We start from the raw sequence: 22,717 nt of genomic DNA, 5'->3' as shown, positions 1-22,717 counted from the left end.
TTAATTTTTTACTATTAATGTAGGTAGTTTATCTGCTTTTTGGTGTGATTATAGGTTTAGCTCATCTACCTTAAACACATTTTTAAACATGAATGGAGGCTCATATTGGTGCAATTTAGCTGTATTTTTAGTCTGCTTGGTTTTTAAAGTGAGTTATTAAAATGCATTTTGGCGAGTCGATATTAAAAATAGTAGGCAGTAAAAAGGGCACCTAAGTGCCCTTAATGATCAAATTGTTACTTATTAGTTCGACTATTTACCGATACAGAACGAGCTGAAAATTTTGCCAAGCAAATCATCAGAAGTAAATTCACCAGTTATTTCGTTAAGATACTGCTGTGTTAAACGCAGTTCTTCCGCGAGGATTTCACCGGCCACATGCATCTCTAATTGTGTTTTACCTGTATCTAAATGATACGCAGCATGTTCTAGTGCATCTAAGTGACGACGGCGTGCCATAAAACCACCTTCTGTAGCACCATCAAAACCAATGCAAGCTTTTAAGTGAGTACGAACTAACTCTATACCATCAGCATTTTTAGCGCTTAAACTGATGACAGGATATTGTTGTTTTTGATCTATGCCGACTACATCACCTGATAAATCGGCTTTATTTCTGATCACAGTCACGCCCATACCTTGGGGTAACTTAGCCATAAATTCAGGCCAAATAGCATGTGGATCGGTATCAGTGGTGTCGGTGCCATCAAGCATAAATAGCACCCGATCAGCTTGGTTTATTTCATCCCAGGCACGTTCAATGCCTATTTGTTCTACTTTATCTGGGCTTTCTCGAAGGCCTGCGGTATCTATTATATGCAGTGGCATACCATCTATATGTATATGTTCACGTAATACGTCACGAGTGGTGCCGGCTATTTCAGTTACGATAGCCGCTTCTCGCCCTGCTAATGCATTAAGTAAGCTTGATTTACCTGCATTAGGGCGACCAGCAATAACGACGCGCATACCTTCGCGCATTATGCTGCCTTGTTTGGCTTGATTGGTTACGGCATTAAGCTGCTTGATGATGGCATTTAAATCACCACCCACTTTTCCGTCTGATAAAAAATCGATTTCTTCGTCAGGGAAATCAATAGCTGCTTCCACATACATACGTAAGTGAATGACTTTTTCAACTAAGGTTTCTATGTGCTTAGAGAATTGCCCTTGAAGTGATTGTAGAGCGCTTTTAGCGGCTTGCTCGCTAGTTGCATTAATTAAGTCGGCGATTGCTTCTGCTTGAGTTAAATCAAGCTTGTCGTTCATAAACGCACGCTCAGAGAATTCCCCTGGTTTAGCTAAACGCACACCGTCTATTTTACTTATTTCTTTGAGTAGCATATCAAGAACAACAGGGCCACCATGGCCTTGGAGTTCGAGTACGTCTTCACCGGTAAATGAGTGTGGGCCAGCAAAGTAAATCGCAATACCTTGGTCAAGTTGCTGACCTGCAAGGGTGTTAAATGGCACATAGTCGGCATAACGAACTTTAGGGACTTTGCCTATTATTTTTTCAGCAACCTGTTTGGCTAGGTTTCCTGAAACGCGAATAATACCAACACCGCCTCGGCCTGGGGCAGTGGCTTGTGCTGCAATTGTATCGTGATTGATCATGCGGTTTATTTGCCAACTTAAATAACGTAATGGCGGTATTGTAACCTATCAAATAGGCACTCGCGAATGCTGTTATAAAAAATAGGCAATAAAAAAGGCGACCTAAGTCGCCTTTATATAAGTAGGGAGTTTAATCGCCCCTTACTTTAATTCCTTTCTTTTCCATGCCACGGTAGATGATTAACATCTGGACAATAGAAATAAGGTTAGACACTAACCAGTAAAGTACTAAACCAGATGGGAACCATAAGAAGAATACAGAGAAGATAACCGGCATAAAGGTCATCATTTTTTGCTGCATTGGATCGGTAACCGTCATAGGTTGTAGTTTTTGCGTTATAAACATACTCGCACCAAATAAGATTGGTAATACGTAGTATGGGTCTTTCGCAGAAAGGTCAGTTAGCCAAAGTACAAATTCAGCGTGACGAAGTTCTGTAGACTCTAAGAATACATAGAATAAGGCTAAGAAGATTGGCATTTGCAGTAAAATAGGGAAACAGCCACCCATAGGGTTCACTTTTTCTTTACGGTACATTTCCATAGTCGCTTGGCCGAATTTTTGACGATCATCGCCATACTTTTCTTTTAGCGCTTTCATCTTAGGCTGTAATGCACGCATTTTAGCCATTGAGGTGTACTGTGCTTTAGTCAGTGGGTACATTAATGTTTTAACGATAATAGTGATGGCAATAATTGCTACACCCCAGTTACCTAAAATACTGTGTAACCATTTAAGTAGCACAAATAACGGCTGCGAAATGAAAAACAACCAACCATAATCAACTGTTAAGTCTAGGTCTGGATGAATGGCTTCAAGTTTATCTGACTCTTTAGGGCCCATGTAATAAGTTGCAGTAAGTACTTGCTCACTACCAGCTTGAACATTTACCGCTTCGTCTTTAACACCAATAATAGCCGCATTACTTTTAGTAATTAAACTATAAAGAGTATTAGTTTGATCTTGCATTGGTACCCAAGCACTTACAAAGTAATGCTGAATAAAGGCAACATAACCACCTTGAGTATTTTTATTTAGGTTTTTATCGGCCATATCTGAAAAACTATACTTTTCGTATTTTTCTTCATCAGTACCGTATGCAGCCCCTAAATAGTTTTGATCAACCATACTGCCTTTTTCTTGTACGGTGCGCTTTATTTGTGTGTAAAGTTGCACTTGTACTGGCGCGCTAGTGGTGTTGTTAACTTTATATTCTAAGCCAACATCATATTGACCCTTTTTGAATACATAGGTTTTAGTGAAACTTACACCGTTACTATCAGTAAACTGAAGAGGAACTCGAAGCTCATCACCCGTTAAAGTATAAGAAGTTTGTTCTGATTGGTAAGTAGGACGACCATTTGCTGATGCATCTGGGCCATTTAAACCTATTAAACCACTTTGTGAAAAGTATTGTTTACCATCAAATTCACCAAGTAGCATGTAAGGAACATCACTGCCTTTGGTTTCTTTATAATCAATTAAGTCTGTTTCAACAATGTCACCGCCTTTGGTGTCAATTTTTACTTTAAAAACGTCTGTTGTAATATTTATAACAGCGCGTTTAGCTAAAGTTGTTGAAGCAGGTAAACCTGAGTCTGATGAAGCTGGAACATAATCATCTGATTCTGGTGAATTTGCTTTTAGTGTTTGTGTAGTGGCACTAGGATCGGCTTTTGGTGTGTTGTAGTCATTATTCCACTCTTGAAATAATAAAAACGACACTAGCATTAGGCCGATGAATAAAAACGTGCGTTGCGATTCCATAACAGCTCTTATTTCTCGTGTTGGTGGTTAATACGGGTTAATTTTTCAGGAACGGGGTCGTCTCCGCCTGAATGTAAAGGATGGCATTTTAATATGCGTTTAACAGCTAACCAACTCCCTTTTACCGATCCATGCAAATTTATTGCTTGAATAGCGTAACTAGAGCATGTTGGATTAAAACGACAATGCGGACCTAATAGCGGGCTAATCCACTTTTGATAACCGCGGATAAATAAAACTAAACAACGTGTTGGTAAAGCAGCAAGTGGTTTAAGTAACCTCATGTTGTACATGCCCCTACGTTATGTTTAGTGAATAGATACCATGTATTTAAAGACTCACTATGAGATTTTAAACGCATGATTAAAAGGTGAGCTAAAGATACCTTAATTAACCCTGTAATTCTATTGCTATTGGGTTTGTTTAGTCGATTTAGCTGATTTGTTTGGGCGTTTTTTAAATGGTGGCGGTTTAGGGGCACCAGGTTTGCAGCGTTCATTAATCTTACGCCACAGCTTTGTAAGTTGTTTGGTTAATTCTTCATTAGACTGTTCATCAATGCCACTTTTAACCATCAACACAATATCAATATTATCGAGCGTGTGTTGGTTTAAACGAAAACTTTCGCGAGCAAGACGTTTAATACGGTTTCGTTGACATGCCTTTTTTACACGTTTTTTAGCAACAGTAAGGCCTAACCGAGGTTTTGACTGGTCACTTGGTTTTGCTAATAAGGTAAAGAAAGGAGTTGCAGCCCGAGCGGGTTCGTTAAATATGCGAGAGTAATGCGAGGGAGTTAACAGACGTAACTCCCTGCCAAAGCTAAAGTCTTCCACTTATAAATTAAGCAGAAAGAACTTTGCGGCCTTTAGCACGGCGACGAGCTAATACTTTACGGCCATTTACAGTTGCCATACGAGCACGGAAACCGTGTGTACGTTTGCGTTTTAAAACGCTAGGTTGAAAAGTTCTTTTCATAACAATCTCATCCGATCGGTTAAAGTTAAAACATCCTATGCAGGTCGCGATCCTGGCACAGGTGCCATTGCGAGCGCGAGATATTATAGATGAAGTGACGAAAAGTCAATCATAATAGAGTGCGTAAAGCATGTTTATTTATGATCAATTTTCATGATCCGATAGGATCATCATAAATAAGAAGTTTTCCACAGCCCCTGTATAAAAAGTGAATAAAAGCATGGGAAAAGTAAATTAGATCGTAAATTATGGTCGCGATCTGCTGCCAGTTTTGTTATGATCTCTAATCAAGCTTTAAAATAAAAAGCTATTTAAATCAGTCTGTTATTATATTTATACATCGATATCAACAATTTTACAAAAATCAATCTTTTACTTGTGGATAAAGTGCATTCATAATAGTCGGTCTTGGGCTGCTTATTGAGCCATTTAAACGCAATACAGGTGTGATTTTTGAATCATTATTGATGTGCGGGAATAAAAATTATATCTCTGGGAGTTTTACTGTGTATCTGTCGGTTTGGCAAAGTTGTTTATATGTATTGCAAGATGAATTGCCTTCGCAGCAATTCAGTATGTGGGTCAGACCACTTCAAGCAGAAAGTACCGAAGATACCTTGACGATTTACGCGCCTAATCGTTTCGTACTTGATTGGGTGAGAGAGAAGTACTTAAATAGAATAAATGAATTATTAGTAGAGATTTGTGGTGTAGAAGCACCCGAGTTACGCTTTGATGTAGGTAGTAAGCCGCTATTAAATGCACAAGCTGCACCGGTGGTTGAAACACAATCAGCGCCAAGCACGCAATCAACGGCAAAACAACAACCTCGAGAACAAAAACCGGTTGTAGAACCAGCTCCTAAATCTGGTTATAAATCAAACATTAAAGAAAACTATACCTTTGATAGTTTTGTTGAGGGTAAATCTAACCAATTAGCAAAAGCGGCTGCCACTCAGGTAGCAGACAACCCAGGCTCTGCATTTAACCCTGTATTTATTTACGGTGGTACGGGCTTAGGTAAAACGCATTTATTACATGCGGTAGGCAACGGTATTATGGCCAATAAGCCCGATGCTAAAATTGTTTACATGCATTCAGAACGTTTCGTTCAAGACATGGTTAAAGCACTGCAAAATAATGCGATTGAAGAGTTTAAGCGTTATTACCGTAGTGTTGATGCATTAATGATTGATGACATTCAATTTTTTGCTAATAAAGAACGTTCTCAAGAAGAATTCTTTCATACCTTTAATGCATTATTAGAAGGTAACCAACAAATTATTTTAACCTCTGACCGTTACCCTAAAGAGATTGAAGGGGTTGAAGATCGCCTTAAATCTCGTTTTGGTTGGGGATTAACCATCGCGATTGAGCCACCAGAGCTTGAAACACGCGTTGCTATTTTGATGAAAAAAGCCCAGCAAAGTAAAATTAATTTACCGCATGAAGTGGCATTTTTTATTGCGAAAAAATTACGCTCAAACGTACGTGAGCTTGAAGGTGCATTAAACCGTGTAATTGCTAACGCAAACTTTACCGGCCGCCCAATTTCTATCGACTTTGTAAAAGAAGCACTGCGTGATTTATTAGCGCTGCAAGACAAACTAGTCACCATAGACAACATTCAACGTACGGTTGCAGAATACTATAGAATACGTGTATCTGATTTACTGTCTAAGCGCCGTAGCCGCTCTATAGCAAGGCCTCGCCAAGTTGCCATGGCATTATCTAAAGAACTCACTAATCACAGCTTACCTGAGATTGGGGATGCTTTTGGTGGGCGTGACCATACAACAGTACTGCACGCGTGTCGCAAAGTTAAATCATTACGTGACGAAAGCCACGAGATTAAAGAAGATTACCAAAACTTAATAAGAACATTGTCATCTTAGGGCTGACTTTATTATGCAAATAACAATATCAAGAGAACAGTTTTTAAAACCATTGGTACAAGTATCGGGTGCCATTGAGCGTAAGCATACGTTACCTATTTTATCTAACGTATTGCTCGTGGTAGAAAATGGCCTGCTTTCAATGACAGGGACCGACCTTGAAATTGAATTAGTGGCGAGTGTGTTTGTAGGTGACGATGTTGCCGATACTAAACTCACATTACCGGCTAAAAAATTACTCGATATTTGTAAAAGTTTACCGGATGGGTCTGATCTTACTTTAAGCTTGCAAGACCATCAGCTACTTTTAACCAGTGGTAAAAGTCGTTTTTCATTGACCACTTTAGCGGCTGAAGATTTTCCTAATTTAGAGCAGTGGGATGGTGAGGTTGAATTTCAACTAACACGCTTAGAATTGCGTAAATTACTTGAAAGCACACACTTTTCAATGGCAAACCAAGATGTGCGTTATTACTTAAACGGCATGTCGTTTGAAGTTGATAACAGCGATATAAAAACAGTTGCCACTGATGGGCACCGTTTAGCTATTGCACAAAAACAACTAGGTCAGTCGTTAAATACACAGCGCCAATTAATTATACCGCGCAAAGGCGTGCAAGAAATTATGCGTCTAATGGTTGCCGACCAAGAGCTGGTAACTATTCAGTTTGGTGCTAACCACATTCGTATTATTGATATTGAGTTTACCTTTACGAGTAAATTAGTTGATGGCCGTTTCCCTGATTACCGTCGTGTTTTACCGCGCGGTGGCGATAAAGTAATTACAGCAAACAGAGAATGGTTACGTAATGCTTTTCAACGCGTATCGATTTTATCGAACGAAAAGTTTCGTGGTGTACGTTTAAATTTATCAAACGGCTTATTAAAAATTACGGCTAACAACCCAGAGCAAGAACAAGCTGAAGAAGTGGTTGAAGTAATGTACGAGGGTGATGACCTAGAAATAGGCTTTAATGTGTCTTACGTATTAGATGTATTAAATACATTAAAAACCGAAGATGTATTATTTACGCTTGCCGATTCAAATAGCAGTGCACTTATAGAGGGTGCGGGTGATGAAGAAGCTATGTACGTTGTTATGCCAATGCGTTTATAAGATCATATATACATAATGAGCTTAAGTCATTTGAGCCTCAAATATTTTCGTAATATTGAGGCACTGACGCTAGAACCAGTTAACGGCGTTAATATAATTTATGGTGAAAACGGCAGCGGAAAAACCAGCCTTTTAGAGGCTATTTATTACCTTTCTCACGGCAAATCTTTTCGAACCTCTAAACATAAAAGCATCATCGCTCATCACCAAGATCAATTTGTTATTCATGGTCGCAAAGCGTTACAGGATTTATCTATTCCAATAGGGATAAGTAAAACTCAAGCGGGTGAAACTAATTTAAAAATACAGGGTAAGGCGAGTCGAAAAGTATCTGAACTTGCTCAACTTATGCCAGTGCAAGTTATCACACCAGAAAGCTATTCATTATTTTTTGGTGGCCCTAAAGAGCGCAGAAAGTTTTTAGACTTAGGTTTGTTCCACGTGGAACATGAGTTTTTTTCTTATGGCAATCGTTTAATAAAGTGCTTAAACAGCGCAATGCCTTGTTGAAATCTAAGCCTAAGAATTATTTTGACCAAATCAAGTTTTGGGACAAAGAATTTGTTAGACTGGCTGAACAAATAAATAAATTAAGAATCGCGTATATAACTAGGTTTAAGCAGCAGTTTTTTGATAAAATGTGTGCAGAATTAACGCTAATACGCGATCTAGAAATTAGCTTTAATGCGGGCTGGAAAGAGAGCGAATCTCTTTCTGATGCGTTAGAGCAAAGCTTTGAGCGAGATGCTCGTCAAGGCTTTACTAGTAAAGGCCCTCATAAGGCTGATTTTAGTTTTAGTGTCGCTGGCAGCAGCGTTGAGAATGTATTCTCACGCGGGCAATTAAAGCTATTGTTGTATGCGTTAAAAGTAACGCAAAATAGTTTGATTGAGTCAGAGACAGATAAGCAATCTATATTGCTAATAGATGATTTACCTTCAGAGCTAAGCGAAGATACAAAAGAGAAAGTGGGTCAGTTATTGACACATTGCAGTTCTCAAATATTTATTTCTTCAATTTTATCTGAAAGTATTTCTGCTGTGGTGGAACCCATGAAACGAGAACTAAAAATGTTCCACGTGAAACATGGCAACCTAATAACAAGATAAGTGGGATTAACCATGTCTGAGAATTATGATTCGTCGAGTATTAAAGTACTTAAAGGATTAGATGCAGTAAGAAAGCGTCCTGGTATGTATATAGGGGACACCGATGATGGTACGGGCTTACACCATATGGTGTTTGAGGTCGTTGATAACTCTATCGATGAGGCCTTAGCTGGTCACTGTGATGATATATTTGTCACAATTCACTTAGACGGTTCGGTATCTGTAAGAGATAACGGCCGTGGTATTCCTACTTCTATACATGAAGAAGAAGGTGTATCTGCAGCTGAAGTTATTATGACGGTATTACACGCTGGTGGTAAGTTTGATGATAACTCTTATAAAGTATCAGGTGGCTTACACGGTGTTGGTGTATCGGTAGTAAATGCATTATCAGAAAAGTTAAAACTAACTATTCGTCGTGAAGGTAAACTTTACGAACAGTTTTACACTATGGGTGTTCCAGATGCACCACTTGCAGCTATTGGTGATTCTGAAACAACCGGTACTGAGTTACGTTTTTGGCCAAGTGCAGAAACGTTTACTAACCTAGATTTCCATTACGATATTTTAGCTAAGCGTTTACGCGAGTTATCGTTTTTGAACTCAGGTGTGAGCATCATTTTAAATGATGAGCGCGAAGAAAATAAAAGTGACCATTTTAAATACGAAGGTGGTATTAGAGCGTTCGTTGAATACTTAAATCGTAATAAAACACCTGTGCATAAAGGGGTGTTCCATTTTACTCACGAGCGTGAAGAAGATGGTATAAGTGTAGAAGTATCAATGCAGTGGAATGATGCGTTCCAAGAAAACATTTACTGTTTTACTAATAACATCCCACAACGTGATGGTGGTACTCACTTAGCTGGTTTTAGATCTGCGCTAACACGTACGCTTAATAACTACATGGAAAAAGAAGGCTTTAACAAAAAGGCTAAAACAACAAGTAACGCAACGGGCGATGATGCTCGTGAAGGCTTAACGGCTGTTGTTAGTGTTAAAGTGCCTGATCCTAAATTCTCATCACAGACAAAAGACAAGCTAGTATCTAGTGAAGTTAAGTCTGCTGTAGAGCAAGCAATGGCTGAAAAATTCACTGAGTTTTTATTAGAAAACCCAATGGATGCTAAAATTGTTGTTGGCAAAATTATTGATGCAGCACGCGCGCGTGAAGCAGCCCGTAAAGCTCGTGAAATGACCCGCCGTAAAGGTGCTATGGATTTAGCCGGTTTACCGGGCAAACTTGCGGATTGCCAAGAAAAAGATCCAGCCCAATCTGAACTATATATAGTGGAGGGTGACTCAGCTGGCGGTTCAGCCAAGCAGGGTCGTAACCGTAAGAATCAAGCAATTCTTCCGCTTAAAGGTAAAATCTTAAACGTAGAAAAAGCACGTTTTGATAAAATGCTTTCTTCACAAGAAGTGGCAACGCTAATTACTGCACTAGGTTGTGGTATTGGCCGTGACGAATATAACCCTGAGAAACTACGTTATCACCGTATCATAATCATGACCGATGCCGACGTGGATGGTTCTCACATTCGTACTTTGCTACTAACATTCTTCTACCGTCAAATGCCGGAAATTGTTGAACGTGGTTATATTTATATTGCTCAGCCTCCACTTTATAAAGTGAAAAAAGGCAAGCAAGAGCGTTATATTAAAGATGACCCAGCATTAGTTGATTACCTTACATCTTTAGCGCTAAGCAATGCAGCACTGTACACTAGTGATAGTGCTGAAGCGGTTGATGGTGAAGCGTTAGAATCAATAGTTCACGATTATCAAAACACGGTTAAAGTTATCGAGCGCTTAAAGCGTAAGTATCCGAACACAGTTATGAACCGTTTGATTTACCAAAGTGAGCTGAAAAAAGAAGACCTTTCAGACGAAGCTAAGGTAATTGCTTGGACTAAAGAGCTGGTTGATGACTTAATTGAACGTGATGAAGATGCAACTATTTTCCATGCGGGAACTGAGCACGATACAGAGCGTAACTTGTATTATCCAGTTGTGAATATTCGTCAGCATGGTGTGGATAAAGCACACGTACTTCATTATGACTTTATTACATCAAGAGACTACCAACGTATTGCTGTAACAGGTAAAAACATTGCTAATATCATCACAGAGGGTGCATATATTCAACGTGGTGAGAAAACAAAACCTGTTGATAACTTTGTGGATGCATTGGAATGGTTGATCGCAGAGTCTAAGCGTGGGATCTACATTCAACGCTACAAAGGACTAGGTGAAATGAACCCAAGTCAGCTTTGGGAAACCACTATGGATCCAAGTGCACGCCGTATGTTGCAAGTAACAATTGAAGATGCTGTTGCAGCGGATCAATTATTTGCCACATTAATGGGCGATCAAGTTGAGCCGCGTCGTGAGTTTATTGAAACGAATGCACTGCGTGTGGTTAACTTAGACGTATAAAACATTATCGTAATCACAAAAAAGGAGCCTTAGGCTCCTTTTTTATTTTTTCAAACGCACAAACTGCTTAAAACCTGAGTGTGCACAAGGTATACTGAGGGTAATTTTCACGCTACTTCTCAGATAGTAAAAAGCCAAATATGCAAAAATATGACGTTAAAACCTTTCAAGGTTTGATCCTGGCTTTACAGGATTATTGGGCACAGCAAGGCTGTGTCATTATTCAACCACTTGACATGGAAGTGGGCGCAGGGACATTTCACCCGCAAACATTTTTAAAATCAATTGGCCCAGAGCCAATGTCGAGCGCATACGTTCAACCGTGTCGTCGTCCTACCGATGGCCGTTACGGTGAGAACCCAAACCGCTTACAACATTACTACCAATTCCAAGTTGTGTTAAAACCATCACCAGACAATATTCAAGAGCTTTACTTAGGTTCTTTAGCTGCTGTAGGTATTGATACCCTAACTGACGAAGTTCGCTTTGTAGAAGATAACTGGGAATCACCTACATTAGGTGCGTGGGGCCTAGGTTGGGAAATTTGGTTAAATGGCATGGAGGTAACGCAGTTTACTTACTTCCAGCAGGTGGGCGGTTTAGAATGCTCACCGGTAACGGGTGAGATTACTTACGGCCTAGAGCGTTTAGCAATGTACATTCAAGGCGTAGATAGCATTTACGACCTAGTATGGGCAGACGGCCCATTTGGGCGCGTAACTTATGGTGATGTGTTCCATCAAAATGAAGTTGAGCAATCAACCTATAACTTTGAACATGCAAACGTAGCCGACTTATTTGAACAGTTTGATAAATGTGAAGCTGAAAGCCAAAAGCTAATTGAAGCAAGCCTACCATTACCAGCCTACGAGCAAGTAATGAAAGCATCGCACGCATTTAACTTATTAGACGCACGCCATGCTATTTCAGTAACCGAGCGTCAACGTTATATTTTACGCGTTCGTGCGTTATCAAAAGCGTGTGCACAAAGTTATTACGATGCACGTGAAGCACTTGGTTTCCCGCTGTGTAAGGATAAGTAAGCATGTCAGCAGAAAATTTATTAGTAGAAATTGGCACCGAAGAGTTGCCACCAAAAGCACTTCGTAAATTAGCCGAAGCCTTTGCTGCAAACTTAACAGCAGAATTAGAAAGTCTAGAACTAGGTCACCAAGGTGTGAACTGGTATGCATCGCCTCGTCGTTTAGGTTTACAAGTAAAAGCACTTGAAGCTAAACAACAAGACAAAGAAGTTGAAAAACGTGGCCCTGCAACTAAAGCCGCTTTTGATACTGAGGGTAACCCAACTAAAGCAGCCATGGGCTGGGCTCGAGGTTGTGGTATTGAAGTAAAAGATGCGCAAACACTAGAAACAGATAAAGGCGCATGGTTATTGCACATTGCTAAAGTAGCAGGGCAAGAAACCAAAACGTTAATGACCGACGCTATAAGCAAAGCACTCGCTAAGTTACCTATTCCTAAACCAATGCGTTGGGGTGCGAATAAAACACAATTTATTCGTCCTGTGCATACCGTAACTATTTTATTCGGTAGTGAACTTGTTGAGGGTGAAATTCTTGGTAAGCAAGTGAGTAATCAACTGCAAGGTCATCGTTTTCATCACCCTGAAAAAATTAGCATTGATCATGCAGATGATGTGTTTGATGTACTTAAATCAGCTTACGTTGTTGCTGACTACGAACAGCGTAAAGCACAGATTCGCGCGCAAATAGAAGACGCAGCGAAAGCAGTTAATGCCGTTGTTGCAATGGATGAAGACTTACTTGAAGAAGTTACTTCATTGGTAGAATGGCCAGTAACGCTAACAGCCACATTTGAAGAAGCATTTTTAGATGTACCTGCTGAAGCGCTTATTTACACCATGAAAGACGATCAGAAATACTTCCCGTTATTAGATCAAGACGGCAAACTTTTAAATAAATTTTTGTTTGTCTCTAACATCGAAAGTAAAGATCCTAGTGTGGTTATTTCTGGTAACGAAAAAGTAGTGCGCCCGCGTTTAGCCGATGCGCAGTTCTTCTTTGAAACCGATAAAAAGAAAACATTAGAAAGCCGTTTAGAATCGCTTGATAGCGTATTGTTCCAAAAACAACTTGGTACGCTTAAAGACAAGTCACAGCGTATTAGTGAACTGGCAGGTTACATTGCCGAGCAACTTGGTGCCGACAAAGCACTGGCAGCTCGCGCTGGCTTATTAAGTAAAACTGACTTAATGACCGAAATGGTAATGGAATTTACCGACGTACAAGGTGTAATGGGAATGCATTACGCACGTCACGATGGTGAAGCAGAAGAAGTTGCAGTGGCACAAAACGAGCAATACATGCCACGTTTTGCCGGTGACAACTTACCAACTAATGTGATCAGCTGTGCAGTCGCCATTGCCGATAAGTTTGATACGCTGGTGGGTATTTTTGGTATAGGCCAAGCACCAAAAGGTGATAAAGACCCATTTGCACTTCGTCGTGCTGCTATTGGTGCATTACGTATCATGGTAGAAAAACAGCTACCGCTTGATATTTTAGACCTAGTTGCTAAATCACAAACCTTGTTTGGTGAGAAGCTGACTAACCTAAATGTATCAACGGATGTGTTTGACTTTATGCTAGGGCGTTTCCGTGCTTGGTATCAAGACGAAGGCATTGAAGTGGATGTGATTCAAGCCGTACTTGCGCGTCGTCCAACCAAGCCTGTTGATTTTGATCGCCGAGTTAAAGCCGTAAGTCATTTCCGCACATTAGACGCCGCAGAATCGCTTGCAGCGGCTAATAAGCGTGTAAGTAATATTCTGGCTAAAAATAACATTACAACGCAAGGCGATGTTGATCAGAGCTTATTGAATGATGACGCAGAAAAAGTATTGGCTTCGCAAGTTGCAAAATTTGCCACTGATTTAGCACCACTGTACAGCGATGGAAACTACCAAGAGGCATTAAGCCAATTAGCAGGCATTCGTGAGAGTGTTGATAACTTTTTTGACAATGTCATGGTAATGGCTGACGATGAAGCGGTTAAGCAAAACCGTCTTGCGCTTTTAAGCCAGCTTAGCGGGTTATTTTTAGAAATTGCAGATATTTCTGTATTACAAAAATAACAGCTTATAGCTATTTAAAAAGCCAGCATTATGCTGGCTTTTTAGTATTCACTGTATGCAAAGGATACAAATGATGATCTCCAAAAAACGAATTTTAACGTTAGCAATGGCTGGTTTACTTACGGCCTGTACCAGCCAAATTTCGATTAACGACGTGTTGCCGCAGCAAGAATTGGATCGCAGTATTTATTTAAGAGGGGATTTCACATTATGGGATGCCGAACCTCAATATCAATTTAAACAAGTCGGGCCTGCGCTTTACCAAGCCCAAGTTAAATTTTCGACCCCAGGTAAAGTGTACGAGTTTAAAATAGCGGATGCGGATTTTAGTGAAGGTTTTAACTGTGGCTACAGCGATTCACAGCCATCAGGGCAAAGCCTAACACTTGGCCAATCAACACGCGCCGATTGCAGCACTATATACAACTACTTTAGTTACACACCCGCAATAAAAGGCACGTACATAGTCAGCATTGACTTTAGTGACTACGATGAGCCAGAAGTAACGATAACTAAGAAGTAATTTTTACGTAGGTTGGGTTGAGTGCAGCGAAACCCAACATACATTGTTAAAAAACCATCTATACTTTTATTCTCTTTTTAATTATTTAGGTTAATCTTCATGCGCTATAGACGTGTGTTAGAGGCGGGCGGATGTTACTTTTTTACGATTAATTTAGAAGATCGAACTCAGCCATTGCTCGTTGAAAATATAGAGTTATTACGTCGCGTTTATTTAAAAGTAGTAAAAAAGCATCCAGTTCAGACGATAGCAATAGTTATCATGCCCGATCACCTTCATGCTATTTGGCAATTGCCTAAACACGATAATAATTATACAACTCGTTGGCGGCTAATAAAGTCGGGTTTTTCTCGAGAGTTACCACAAACTGAGTTCTGCAATAATAGTCGAATAGCCAAAGGTGAGCGTGGAATTTGGCAGCGGCGTTACTGGGAGCATAAAATACGAGATGAGCAAGATTTAGAAAATCATATAAATTATATTCACTACAATCCAGTTAAACATAAGTATGTTGCTAAGGTAAGTGATTGGCCTTTTTCAAGCTTTCATCGATACGTTAAAAATTCAATATTATCGCTCGATTGGGAAGGTGGTATTCACTTAAGCGAAATATATGATGAGTAAAGTTGTATAGATTATAAAATAGTTGGGTTTCGTAAAACTCAACCCAACCTACGCAGTCTTAAAGCCCTTTCTTCACCAAATACCTATACGGTGATTGTTCAACTTCTTTAGCCACTAGCGTGTGATCCATAAAAGCACAAAAGCTGGGAATATCGCGGGTGGTTGAGGGGTCGTCGGCAATAATAAGTAGTGTTTCACCGTCACTCATTTTACGAATAGCAGCGCGTACCATCATCACAGGCTCTGGGCAACGAAGGCCGATGGCATCTAATTGGTGATCGGGATTATCAAAGCTCATAAAAATTACCTGTAAAAATAGTCGCGGCTTGGTTAGGTCGGGTAGTTTAGCGCAAATAAAGCTGTTGGTTAACTATTTTACGTATAACAAAACAGCTCAACTTATTAATAGATAATCTGAAATAAGTTTAATGCACCCGATCACATTATTCATTTTAAACCTGCAAAAGCGGGTGGCATAAAAAAGGCGAACTAACTTGCGCTAGTTCGCCTTTTAATCACCAAGATGGTTTTACATATCAACACTAATTAGTCTTGAACACGTTCAAATACAGTAGCTATGCCTTGGCCTAAACCAATACACATAGTTGCTAAACCATATTTTGCGTTTTTGTCTTCCATTAAGTGAATAAGCGAGGTGCTAATACGTGAACCCGAACAGCCCAGAGGGTGACCAAGTGCAATAGCGCCGCCATTTAAATTCACTTTTTCGTCAACCACGTCTGCTAAACCTAAGTCTTTAAGTACAGGCAGTGATTGTGCTGCGAATGCTTCGTTAAGCTCAGCTACGTCGATGTCATCAATGGTAATACCGGCTTGTGCTAATGCTTTTTTACTTGCAGGTACTGGGCCGTAACCCATGATTGATGGATCGCAACCGGCAACAGCCATAGCACGAATACGTGCACGAATTGGTAAGCCCAATTCTTTTGCTTTCTCTTCGCTCATTACTAACATTGCTGATGCGCCGTCAGAAAGTGCAGAAGATGTGCCCGCAGTAACAGAACCCGTAGCAGGGTTAAATACTGGACGCAGCTGCGATAAACCTTCAACCGTTGTTTCTGGACGAATTACTTCATCATCTTCAACAAGGATAAGTGAACCGTCAGCATCGTGACCTTCCATTGCTAAAATTTCGCGGCGGAAACGGCCTTCAACTGTTGCAGCATGTGCACGTTGATGAGAGCGGTAAGCAAACTCATCTTGTTGCTCACGGCTAATACCGTGGATAGTAGCAAGGTACTCAGCAGTTAAACCCATAGAGCCAGATGCTTGTGCAATTGATGTAGCTAAGCCTGGGTGAAAGTCGTTTCCGTGAGTCATAGGTACGTGACCCATGTGCTCAACGCCACCAATTAGGTATGTGTCGCCAGCGCCAGTCATAATTGCGCGAGCAGCATCATGTAATGCTTGCATTGATGAGCCACATAAACGGTTAACTGTGGTTGCTGGCACTGAATGTGGAATGCCTGCAAGTAGAGATGCGTTACGTGCAACGTTAAAGCCTTGCTCTAATGTTTGCTGTACACAGCCCCAATAAATATCGTCAATTGACGCAGGGTCAACTGCCGGATTACGTTCAATTAAGCCTTTCATTAAATGAGCGCTTAAGTCTTCCGCACGTTTGTGTTTGAATACGCCGCCTTTTGAGCGACCCATTGGTGTGCGGATACAATCTACAATTACTGGATTATTCATGATATTAACCTTCCACCTTATAGAAAACACGGCCTTCTTCAGCCCACTTGCGAGTTTGCTCTGATACTTGGTAAATCGCACCTAGGTGAGCGTATTTGTCAGCAGTTGCTACAAAGTTAGCTAAACCTGTTTGATCTAAGTAACGGAACGCGCCGCCTCTAAATGGAGGGAAACCAACACCGTATACAAGTGCCATATCTGCTTCTTGAGGAGAAGCAACAATGCCTTCTTGTAAACAAAGTAGTACTTCGTTGATCATTGGGATCATACAACGGTCAATGATTTCTTGTTTATCAAATTCTTTTGGTGCGTCTGTAATTGGAGCAAGTAGTTCAATCGCTGTTTGGTCATGTGATTTTTTAAGACGACCGCGACGATCTGTTTCGTACTTATAGAAACCTGCTTTGTTCTTTTGGCCAAAACGTTTTTCGTTAGCAAAAACAGTCACTGGGTCTTTATCTGCACGTGCCATACGCTCAGGGAAACCGTCTGCCATTACGCCAGTACAATGATAAGCCGTATCAATACCTACAACATCAAGTAGGTACGCCGGGCCCATAGGCCAACCAAATACGTTTTCCATTACTTTATCTACTTTTGCAAAGTTAGCGCCTTCAACCACTAATTTGCTAAAGCCAGCAAAGTAAGGGAATAAAACACGGTTTACAAAAAAGCCTGGGCAATCGTTAACAACAATCGGTGATTTACCTAGTTTAAGTGCGTAATCAACCACGGCATTAATCGTTTTATCTGAGGTTTTTGCACCACGGATAATTTCAACTAATGGCATTTTTGGTACTGGGTTGAAAAAGTGCATACCACAGAAGTTTTCTGGCTTTTCAAGCGCTTCTGCAAGTAGGTCGATACAAATAGTCGATGTGTTTGACGTAAGTACCGTGCCTTCTGGCATATTCTTTTCAAGATCAGCAAGTACGGCTTGCTTCACTTTAGGGTTTTCTACTACGGCTTCAACAATAATGTTGGCGTTTTGTAGGTCTGCATCGTTAAGCGTTGGCTTGATTTTGCTAAGCGTTGCTAGCATTTTTTCCATCGGCATGTGGCCGCGCTTCACTTTTGCACCTAATAGTTTAGATGCTTCACCCATACCTAAATCTAGCGCATCCTGTTGGATGTCTTTCATTATGATTGGTGTGCCTTTATAAGCAGACTGGTATGCAATACCGCCACCCATAATACCTGCGCCTAATACTGCCGCTTGTTTAATTTCTACATCGCTGTGTTTAGCAAATTTACGTGCTTTACCTTTAATGTATTGATCTGCTAAAAAGATACCTGTTTGAGCAGCAGCTTCACTAGTACGTGCTAGTTTTGCAAAGTTGGCATTTTCAATTGCCATTGCTTCGGCGCGTGAGCTGTTTGCTGCTGCTTTAATAGTGCGAACTGCCATAACTGGAGCAGGATAGTGGCCTTTGGTTTTACCCATTACCATACCTTCTGCCATTGCAAAGCTCATGCCTTGCTCAACACGGTTTAATTTAAGTGGTTGTAACTTTACAGCGCGTTTTGCTTGCCAATCTAGCTTGCCAGCAATCGCTAATTCTAGTGTTGCTAAACTTGACTCTTGTAGTTTGTTGGCACTAACTACTGCATCAAATGCACCTACTTTTAGGGCGTCAGCAGCGCGATTTTCGTTACCTGTGGTGATCCACATCATCGCGTTATCGGCACCAATAATGCGCGGAAGACGCACTGTACCGCCAAAACCAGGCATTATGCCTAATTTAACTTCTGGTAAGCCCATTTTTGCTGAGTCACTTGCAACACGATAATCGGTAGCAAGTGCCCACTCACAGCCGCCGCCAAGCGCCAAGCCGTTTACAACACTGAGTGTTGGGAATGGTAAGTCTTCAATTGCATCAAAAACGTCAGTTGCATCTTTGATCCACGTTACTAATTCTGCTTCAGGCTTAGTAAAAGTAGGTAAAAATTCGAAGATATCGGCACCAATAATAAAGTGGTCTTTATCACTGGTAAAAATCATGCCTTTAATATCAGTGTTAGCGGCTAATTCTTTTAATGCTGCCGCGCAATCTGAAAGAGTTTGTTGAGATAATGTGTTTACAGAACCTGTAGCACAAAACTTAAACTCGGCGATGTTTTCCTTTACGAAGCTAACTTCAAAGGAATCGCTTTTATATAACATTATTATTCTCCCTAGTTGATGAACTAAGACTGGTACGATGAGTTCATATTCAGACCAGTGTGCTTGCTTTAAATTAAAAATGCAACGAAAAATTTATCTTGGTTACAAACGTCTGGTTAAAATATAGCTGGTTTGGTGCTAAGGTGGGTTTGAAAGTTTTCTTTATTCATTTTATTGCGCTGTCTTGGTGTTTATAGCTTGGGTTTTATCAAAGTAAATAAATAGAGTTACAGTGCCTGCGCTGTTTTTTATTTACCCATAGCTACACTCTTTGTCAGCCTTGAAGGTTACTATGCCCTAAAGGACATTATGAAAAAATATTTATTAAGCGTAGCGGCAGCGACTCTATTTTTATCTTTACCCTCTGCCAACGCAAATACTGAACTTGATGCATTTTTAGATGCAGAAAAACAAGCGCGCTATGGCGATTACAATAGCTTTAAAGAAGCGGTAGACTCATTGTCTCATCCACTTAAGCCCTATGTAGAAAAAGCCTTTTGGCAGCGTTACCCCAGTTTGAAGCATCAAACAGAAATAGAAAACTTCCTCACTATTTATGAGCACACGCCATTAGAGTGGCCAGTGCGTAAAGCATGGTTAAATTATTTAAAGCGCAGAAATAAAAAAGCAGCGTTTATTAAAAACTACCGTGAAACCTCTGACACTGAGCTTAGTTGTACCCACCTTACTTATCAGCTTGATTTAGGAGCGCCTAAAAAAGCAATACTCTCGCAGGTAACCGACATTTGGACGGTAGGCGAGTCACAACCTAGTGAATGCGACGGGCTTTTTAAGCGCTGGCGACAAAATGGTTATTTAACCCCTGATGTTGTATGGCAGCGTGTTACTTTAGCGGCACAAGGAGGCTCTTATCGTTTATTGCCTTATTTAAAAACCTTATTGCCAGCCAAGGAGCGTTATTTAGCTGATTTATATTCCAAGGTAAGGCGCGATCCTAGTGCTGCTGCAGGCCTTTACCGTTATAAACGTAAAACAGCCAAAGAAGGGGAAATAGCACTTTATGGTATTAAACGCTTAATTTGGCGTGATAAAGAGTTGGCATTAAAGGCGTGGCAAAAAATTGAAGGCATGTTTGACTTCGCTGATGATGAAAAAGCAGACGTATATTATACCTTTGCACTGTCGTTGGCGTCGAGCGGCCATAGTCAGGCGAGCTTTTATTTAAATAAAGTCCCTAAAGCGCGTCAAGATCGCAAATTAATGCAATGGCAGCTAGCCAATATGTTAAAAACGCAAGATTGGGAAGGCATTGCGGCATTTTTTACCGGAAAAGAAAACCTTAGCTTAGGGCAGCAGTATTGGCTTGCTTATAGTTATGACAAACGCGCAGAGCATGAAAAAGCCAAGGCAATTTGGAGTAAAGTAGCCGCTAACCGTGATTATTACGGCTTTTTAGCCGCCGCTCGTTTAGGGTTACCGGTTGATTTAAATGAGTTGCCAGTCAATGTAAATCAAGCTTTAGTAAGGAGAGTCAGTAATGCGCCAAGCTTTAAGCGTGCCAAAGCCTTGTATGAGCTTGAGCGATTTACAGCAGCCCGACGTGAATGGAATTATTTAACCAATACCTCTGAAGATGATGAAAAACTGGCAGCATCAGTACTCGCGGCAGAACTTGATTGGTTTGATAGTACAATATTTACTCTAGCAAAAATAAAAGCATGGGATTATGTTGATTTGCGTTTTCCATTTGCGTTTCAAGACATGTTTGAGCGCTACAGTAAGCGTAGCAAAATTGATTTAACCTGGAGTATCGCCATTGCGCGCCGAGAAAGCTCATTTGCACCCGATGCCCGTTCTCACGCAAATGCGCGTGGGTTAATGCAGCTATTACCAAGCACCGCAAAATATATTAACAAAGGCGATGTATCTAACCGTCGATTGTATCAGCCAAAAACCAATATTCGACTTGGCACCCGTTATTTACAGTATTTAAAAAAGAAAAATCACGGTAATGAGGTATTGGCAACAGCATCTTATAACGCCGGGTATCACCGAATTAAGCGCTGGTTACCAGAAGAAGCAATGCCTGCAGAGTTATGGGTTGAGCTTATTCCATATAGAGAAACCCGAGATTACGTAAAAAACGTATTTGCGTATCGGCAGGTTTATCATACTCGCCTTGGCCGAGAAGGTAATTTACTCGCGCCACTATTAGAGATGACCATGGGCGGGTAGTAAAAATAAATCTACAACAGCAGAGGGATATTTACACGGTAACTATCCCTCTTTTTTGAGCGCTTTGTTTATAAGTGGTAGACTCAGAGCAAGTTAAATTTAACAGATGGGTTTATTATGGAAAAATTAGCCGTATTATACGCCGAACATATTGCAACATTGCAGCAACGTACACGTACTATTTGTGAGCAAGAAGGGTTAGAAGGATTAGTCATTCATTCAGGCCAAGCTAAGCGCCAATTTTTAGATGATATGTATTACCCGTTTAAAGTTAACCCCCATTTTAAAGCGTGGTTACCGGTTATTGATAATCCGCATTGCTGGATTGTGGTAAATGGTAGCGATAAGCCAAAGCTTATTTTTTATCGTCCGATTGATTTTTGGCATAAAGTACCTGATGAACCAAGAGATTTTTGGGCAGAGTACTTCGATATTGAATTGTTGTTAAAGCCTGATCAGGTTGAAAAGCTACTTCCTTATGACAAAGCTAAGTTTGCCTACATTGGTGAATACCTAGAAGTGGCCCAAGCACTTGGCTTTAGCATTATGAATCCTGAGCCAGTACTTAACTATATTCATTATCACCGCGCTTATAAGACGCAATATGAACTTGAATGTTTACGTAATGCGAACTGTATTGCAGTAGATGGCCACAAAGCGGCGCGTGATGCGTTTTTTAATGGAGGTAGCGAGTTTGATATTCAGCAGGCCTACTTAATGGCAACGCGTCAGAGCGAAAATGAAATGCCATATGGCAACATTGTCGCCCTAAACGAAAACTGCGCTATTTTGCATTACACCCATTTTGAGCCAAAAGCACCGCAAACATATAACTCATTTTTAATTGATGCGGGCGCTAACTTTAATGGTTACGCTGCAGATATTACCCGTACCTACGACTTTAAAAAGCAAGGCGAGTTTGCTGATCTAGTTAAAGCAATGACGGCGCATCAAATTGAGTTAGGCAAAAGCTTAAAACCAGGTGTACTGTATGGCGAGCTACATATTGACTGCCACAACCGCATTGCACAGTTACTAAGTGACTTTGATATTGTTAAATTACCTGCAGCTGAAATTGTTGAGCGTCAAATTACCTCAACCTTCTTCCCTCATGGCTTGGGGCATCATTTAGGTGCACAGGTACATGATGTAGGTGGCTTTATGCGTGATGAAACCGGTGCACATCAGGCACCACCAGAGGGTCATCCATTTTTACGCTGCACTCGCTTAATTGAGAAAAACCAAGTGTTTACTATTGAGCCAGGTTTGTACTTTATTGACTCTTTGTTGGGTGATTTAGCACAAACAGACAACAAGCAGTTTATTAACTGGGAAAAGGTAGAAGCGTTTAAACCATTTGGCGGTATTCGTATTGAAGATAATATTATTGTTCACGAAGACAGCCTAGAAAATATGACGCGTGATTTATTACTCGACTAATTAATAACAGTTTATA

General features: G+C 40.5%; 17 protein-coding genes and 1 pseudogene. 10 read left to right on the top strand and 8 right to left on the bottom strand.

Annotated features, from left to right (window positions below; translation table 11 throughout):
• Positions 1-252 precede the first annotated feature (252 nt).
• The 5 genes from mnmE to rpmH form a co-directional block, all read right to left on the bottom strand.
• The gene (gene mnmE / locus AC0L7Q_RS15875) at positions 253-1,617 is read right to left on the bottom strand and encodes a tRNA uridine-5-carboxymethylaminomethyl(34) synthesis GTPase MnmE (protein ID WP_413401017.1); all 1,365 of its coding nucleotides are present in this window, start codon (positions 1,615-1,617) and stop codon (positions 253-255) included.
• Positions 1,618-1,747: 130 nt separating this feature from the next.
• Positions 1,748-3,385, bottom strand: coding sequence for a membrane protein insertase YidC (gene yidC / locus AC0L7Q_RS15870; RefSeq protein ID WP_290170935.1), 1,638 nt, complete (start codon positions 3,383-3,385; stop codon positions 1,748-1,750).
• Positions 3,386-3,393: 8 nt separating this feature from the next.
• Positions 3,394-3,669, bottom strand: coding sequence for a membrane protein insertion efficiency factor YidD (gene yidD / locus AC0L7Q_RS15865; protein WP_024601490.1), 276 nt, complete (start codon positions 3,667-3,669; stop codon positions 3,394-3,396).
• A gap of 126 nt (positions 3,670-3,795) precedes the next feature.
• A complete protein-coding gene (rnpA, locus tag AC0L7Q_RS15860; protein WP_008467046.1) occupies positions 3,796-4,221 on the bottom strand; it encodes a ribonuclease P protein component in 426 nt (141 codons plus the stop codon).
• Between the two features lie 7 nt (positions 4,222-4,228).
• Positions 4,229-4,363 (bottom strand): 50S ribosomal protein L34, encoded by a 135-nt coding sequence (rpmH, locus tag AC0L7Q_RS15855; protein WP_008112968.1) that lies wholly within the window; start codon positions 4,361-4,363, stop codon positions 4,229-4,231.
• Between the two features lie 506 nt (positions 4,364-4,869).
• On the opposite strand from rpmH, the gene dnaA reads away from it, so the two are divergent.
• The 8 genes and pseudogenes from dnaA (at position 4,870) to AC0L7Q_RS15815 (ending at position 15,185) form a co-directional block, all read left to right on the top strand.
• The gene (dnaA, locus tag AC0L7Q_RS15850) at positions 4,870-6,258 is read left to right on the top strand and encodes a chromosomal replication initiator protein DnaA (RefSeq protein WP_024601489.1); all 1,389 of its coding nucleotides are present in this window, start codon (positions 4,870-4,872) and stop codon (positions 6,256-6,258) included.
• A gap of 13 nt (positions 6,259-6,271) precedes the next feature.
• Positions 6,272-7,375, top strand: a complete 1,104-nt coding sequence (gene dnaN, locus AC0L7Q_RS15845) for a DNA polymerase III subunit beta (RefSeq protein WP_413401016.1) — start codon at positions 6,272-6,274, stop codon at positions 7,373-7,375.
• A 15-nt stretch (positions 7,376-7,390) separates the two neighbouring features.
• Positions 7,391-8,484, top strand: a pseudogene (gene recF / locus AC0L7Q_RS15840) (DNA replication/repair protein RecF).
• 12 nt (positions 8,485-8,496) lie between these two features.
• Complete coding sequence (gene gyrB / locus AC0L7Q_RS15835; RefSeq protein WP_413401014.1) at positions 8,497-10,923, top strand: DNA topoisomerase (ATP-hydrolyzing) subunit B; 2,427 nt, start codon at positions 8,497-8,499, stop codon at positions 10,921-10,923.
• A gap of 140 nt (positions 10,924-11,063) precedes the next feature.
• Positions 11,064-11,966 (top strand): glycine--tRNA ligase subunit alpha, encoded by a 903-nt coding sequence (gene glyQ, locus AC0L7Q_RS15830; RefSeq protein ID WP_010392717.1) that lies wholly within the window; start codon positions 11,064-11,066, stop codon positions 11,964-11,966.
• 2 nt (positions 11,967-11,968) lie between these two features.
• Complete coding sequence (glyS, locus tag AC0L7Q_RS15825) at positions 11,969-14,038, top strand: glycine--tRNA ligase subunit beta (RefSeq protein WP_413401013.1); 2,070 nt, start codon at positions 11,969-11,971, stop codon at positions 14,036-14,038.
• A 73-nt stretch (positions 14,039-14,111) separates the two neighbouring features.
• Positions 14,112-14,561 (top strand): early set domain-containing protein, encoded by a 450-nt coding sequence (locus AC0L7Q_RS15820; protein ID WP_413402894.1) that lies wholly within the window; start codon positions 14,112-14,114, stop codon positions 14,559-14,561.
• Positions 14,562-14,660: 99 nt separating this feature from the next.
• Positions 14,661-15,185 (top strand): REP-associated tyrosine transposase, encoded by a 525-nt coding sequence (locus AC0L7Q_RS15815; RefSeq protein ID WP_409424272.1) that lies wholly within the window; start codon positions 14,661-14,663, stop codon positions 15,183-15,185.
• A 58-nt stretch (positions 15,186-15,243) separates the two neighbouring features.
• On the opposite strand, the gene tusA is transcribed toward AC0L7Q_RS15815, so the two are convergent.
• From tusA to fadB, 3 genes are all read right to left on the bottom strand, one after another.
• Positions 15,244-15,483: a sulfurtransferase TusA gene (tusA, locus tag AC0L7Q_RS15810; protein ID WP_413401012.1), complete on the bottom strand. Its 240-nt coding sequence runs from the start codon at positions 15,481-15,483 to the stop codon at positions 15,244-15,246.
• Between the two features lie 248 nt (positions 15,484-15,731).
• Complete coding sequence (gene fadA / locus AC0L7Q_RS15805) at positions 15,732-16,901, bottom strand: acetyl-CoA C-acyltransferase FadA (protein WP_413401011.1); 1,170 nt, start codon at positions 16,899-16,901, stop codon at positions 15,732-15,734.
• Positions 16,902-16,905: 4 nt separating this feature from the next.
• Complete coding sequence (fadB, locus tag AC0L7Q_RS15800; protein ID WP_076920143.1) at positions 16,906-19,065, bottom strand: fatty acid oxidation complex subunit alpha FadB; 2,160 nt, start codon at positions 19,063-19,065, stop codon at positions 16,906-16,908.
• 309 nt (positions 19,066-19,374) lie between these two features.
• Between fadB and AC0L7Q_RS15795 the strand changes: the two genes are divergently transcribed.
• Both AC0L7Q_RS15795 and pepQ read left to right on the top strand, forming a co-directional pair.
• Positions 19,375-21,261: a lytic transglycosylase domain-containing protein gene (locus AC0L7Q_RS15795; protein ID WP_413401010.1), complete on the top strand. Its 1,887-nt coding sequence runs from the start codon at positions 19,375-19,377 to the stop codon at positions 21,259-21,261.
• Between the two features lie 117 nt (positions 21,262-21,378).
• Positions 21,379-22,701 carry a Xaa-Pro dipeptidase gene (gene pepQ / locus AC0L7Q_RS15790; protein WP_413401009.1) on the top strand — a complete coding sequence of 441 codons (1,323 nt, stop codon included), beginning with the start codon at positions 21,379-21,381 and terminating at the stop codon, positions 22,699-22,701.
• Positions 22,702-22,717 lie beyond the last annotated feature (16 nt).

The sequence above is a fragment of the Pseudoalteromonas sp. KJ63-1 genome (genome assembly GCF_055808145.1).
The sequence above is the reverse complement of the archived record's forward strand: the minus strand, read 5'-3'. Positions and strand labels throughout refer to the sequence as shown.

Excerpts from the sequence above, each read along its gene's own strand:
- mnmE (WP_413401017.1), bottom strand. The coding sequence starts at position 1,617 with ATGATCAATCACGATACAATTGCAGCACAAGCCACTGCCCCAGGCCGA.
- yidC (WP_290170935.1), bottom strand. The coding sequence starts at position 3,385 with ATGGAATCGCAACGCACGTTTTTATTCATCGGCCTAATGCTAGTGTCG.
- yidD (WP_024601490.1), bottom strand. The coding sequence starts at position 3,669 with ATGAGGTTACTTAAACCACTTGCTGCTTTACCAACACGTTGTTTAGTT.
- rpmH (WP_008112968.1), bottom strand. The coding sequence starts at position 4,363 with ATGAAAAGAACTTTTCAACCTAGCGTTTTAAAACGCAAACGTACACAC.
- dnaN (WP_413401016.1), top strand. The coding sequence starts at position 6,272 with ATGCAAATAACAATATCAAGAGAACAGTTTTTAAAACCATTGGTACAA.
- gyrB (WP_413401014.1), top strand. The coding sequence starts at position 8,497 with ATGTCTGAGAATTATGATTCGTCGAGTATTAAAGTACTTAAAGGATTA.
- glyQ (WP_010392717.1), top strand. The coding sequence starts at position 11,064 with ATGCAAAAATATGACGTTAAAACCTTTCAAGGTTTGATCCTGGCTTTA.
- glyS (WP_413401013.1), top strand. The coding sequence starts at position 11,969 with ATGTCAGCAGAAAATTTATTAGTAGAAATTGGCACCGAAGAGTTGCCA.
- AC0L7Q_RS15820 (WP_413402894.1), top strand. The coding sequence starts at position 14,112 with ATGATCTCCAAAAAACGAATTTTAACGTTAGCAATGGCTGGTTTACTT.
- AC0L7Q_RS15815 (WP_409424272.1), top strand. The coding sequence starts at position 14,661 with ATGCGCTATAGACGTGTGTTAGAGGCGGGCGGATGTTACTTTTTTACG.
- tusA (WP_413401012.1), bottom strand. The coding sequence starts at position 15,483 with ATGAGCTTTGATAATCCCGATCACCAATTAGATGCCATCGGCCTTCGT.
- fadA (WP_413401011.1), bottom strand. The coding sequence starts at position 16,901 with ATGAATAATCCAGTAATTGTAGATTGTATCCGCACACCAATGGGTCGC.
- fadB (WP_076920143.1), bottom strand. The coding sequence starts at position 19,065 with ATGTTATATAAAAGCGATTCCTTTGAAGTTAGCTTCGTAAAGGAAAAC.
- AC0L7Q_RS15795 (WP_413401010.1), top strand. The coding sequence starts at position 19,375 with ATGAAAAAATATTTATTAAGCGTAGCGGCAGCGACTCTATTTTTATCT.
- pepQ (WP_413401009.1), top strand. The coding sequence starts at position 21,379 with ATGGAAAAATTAGCCGTATTATACGCCGAACATATTGCAACATTGCAG.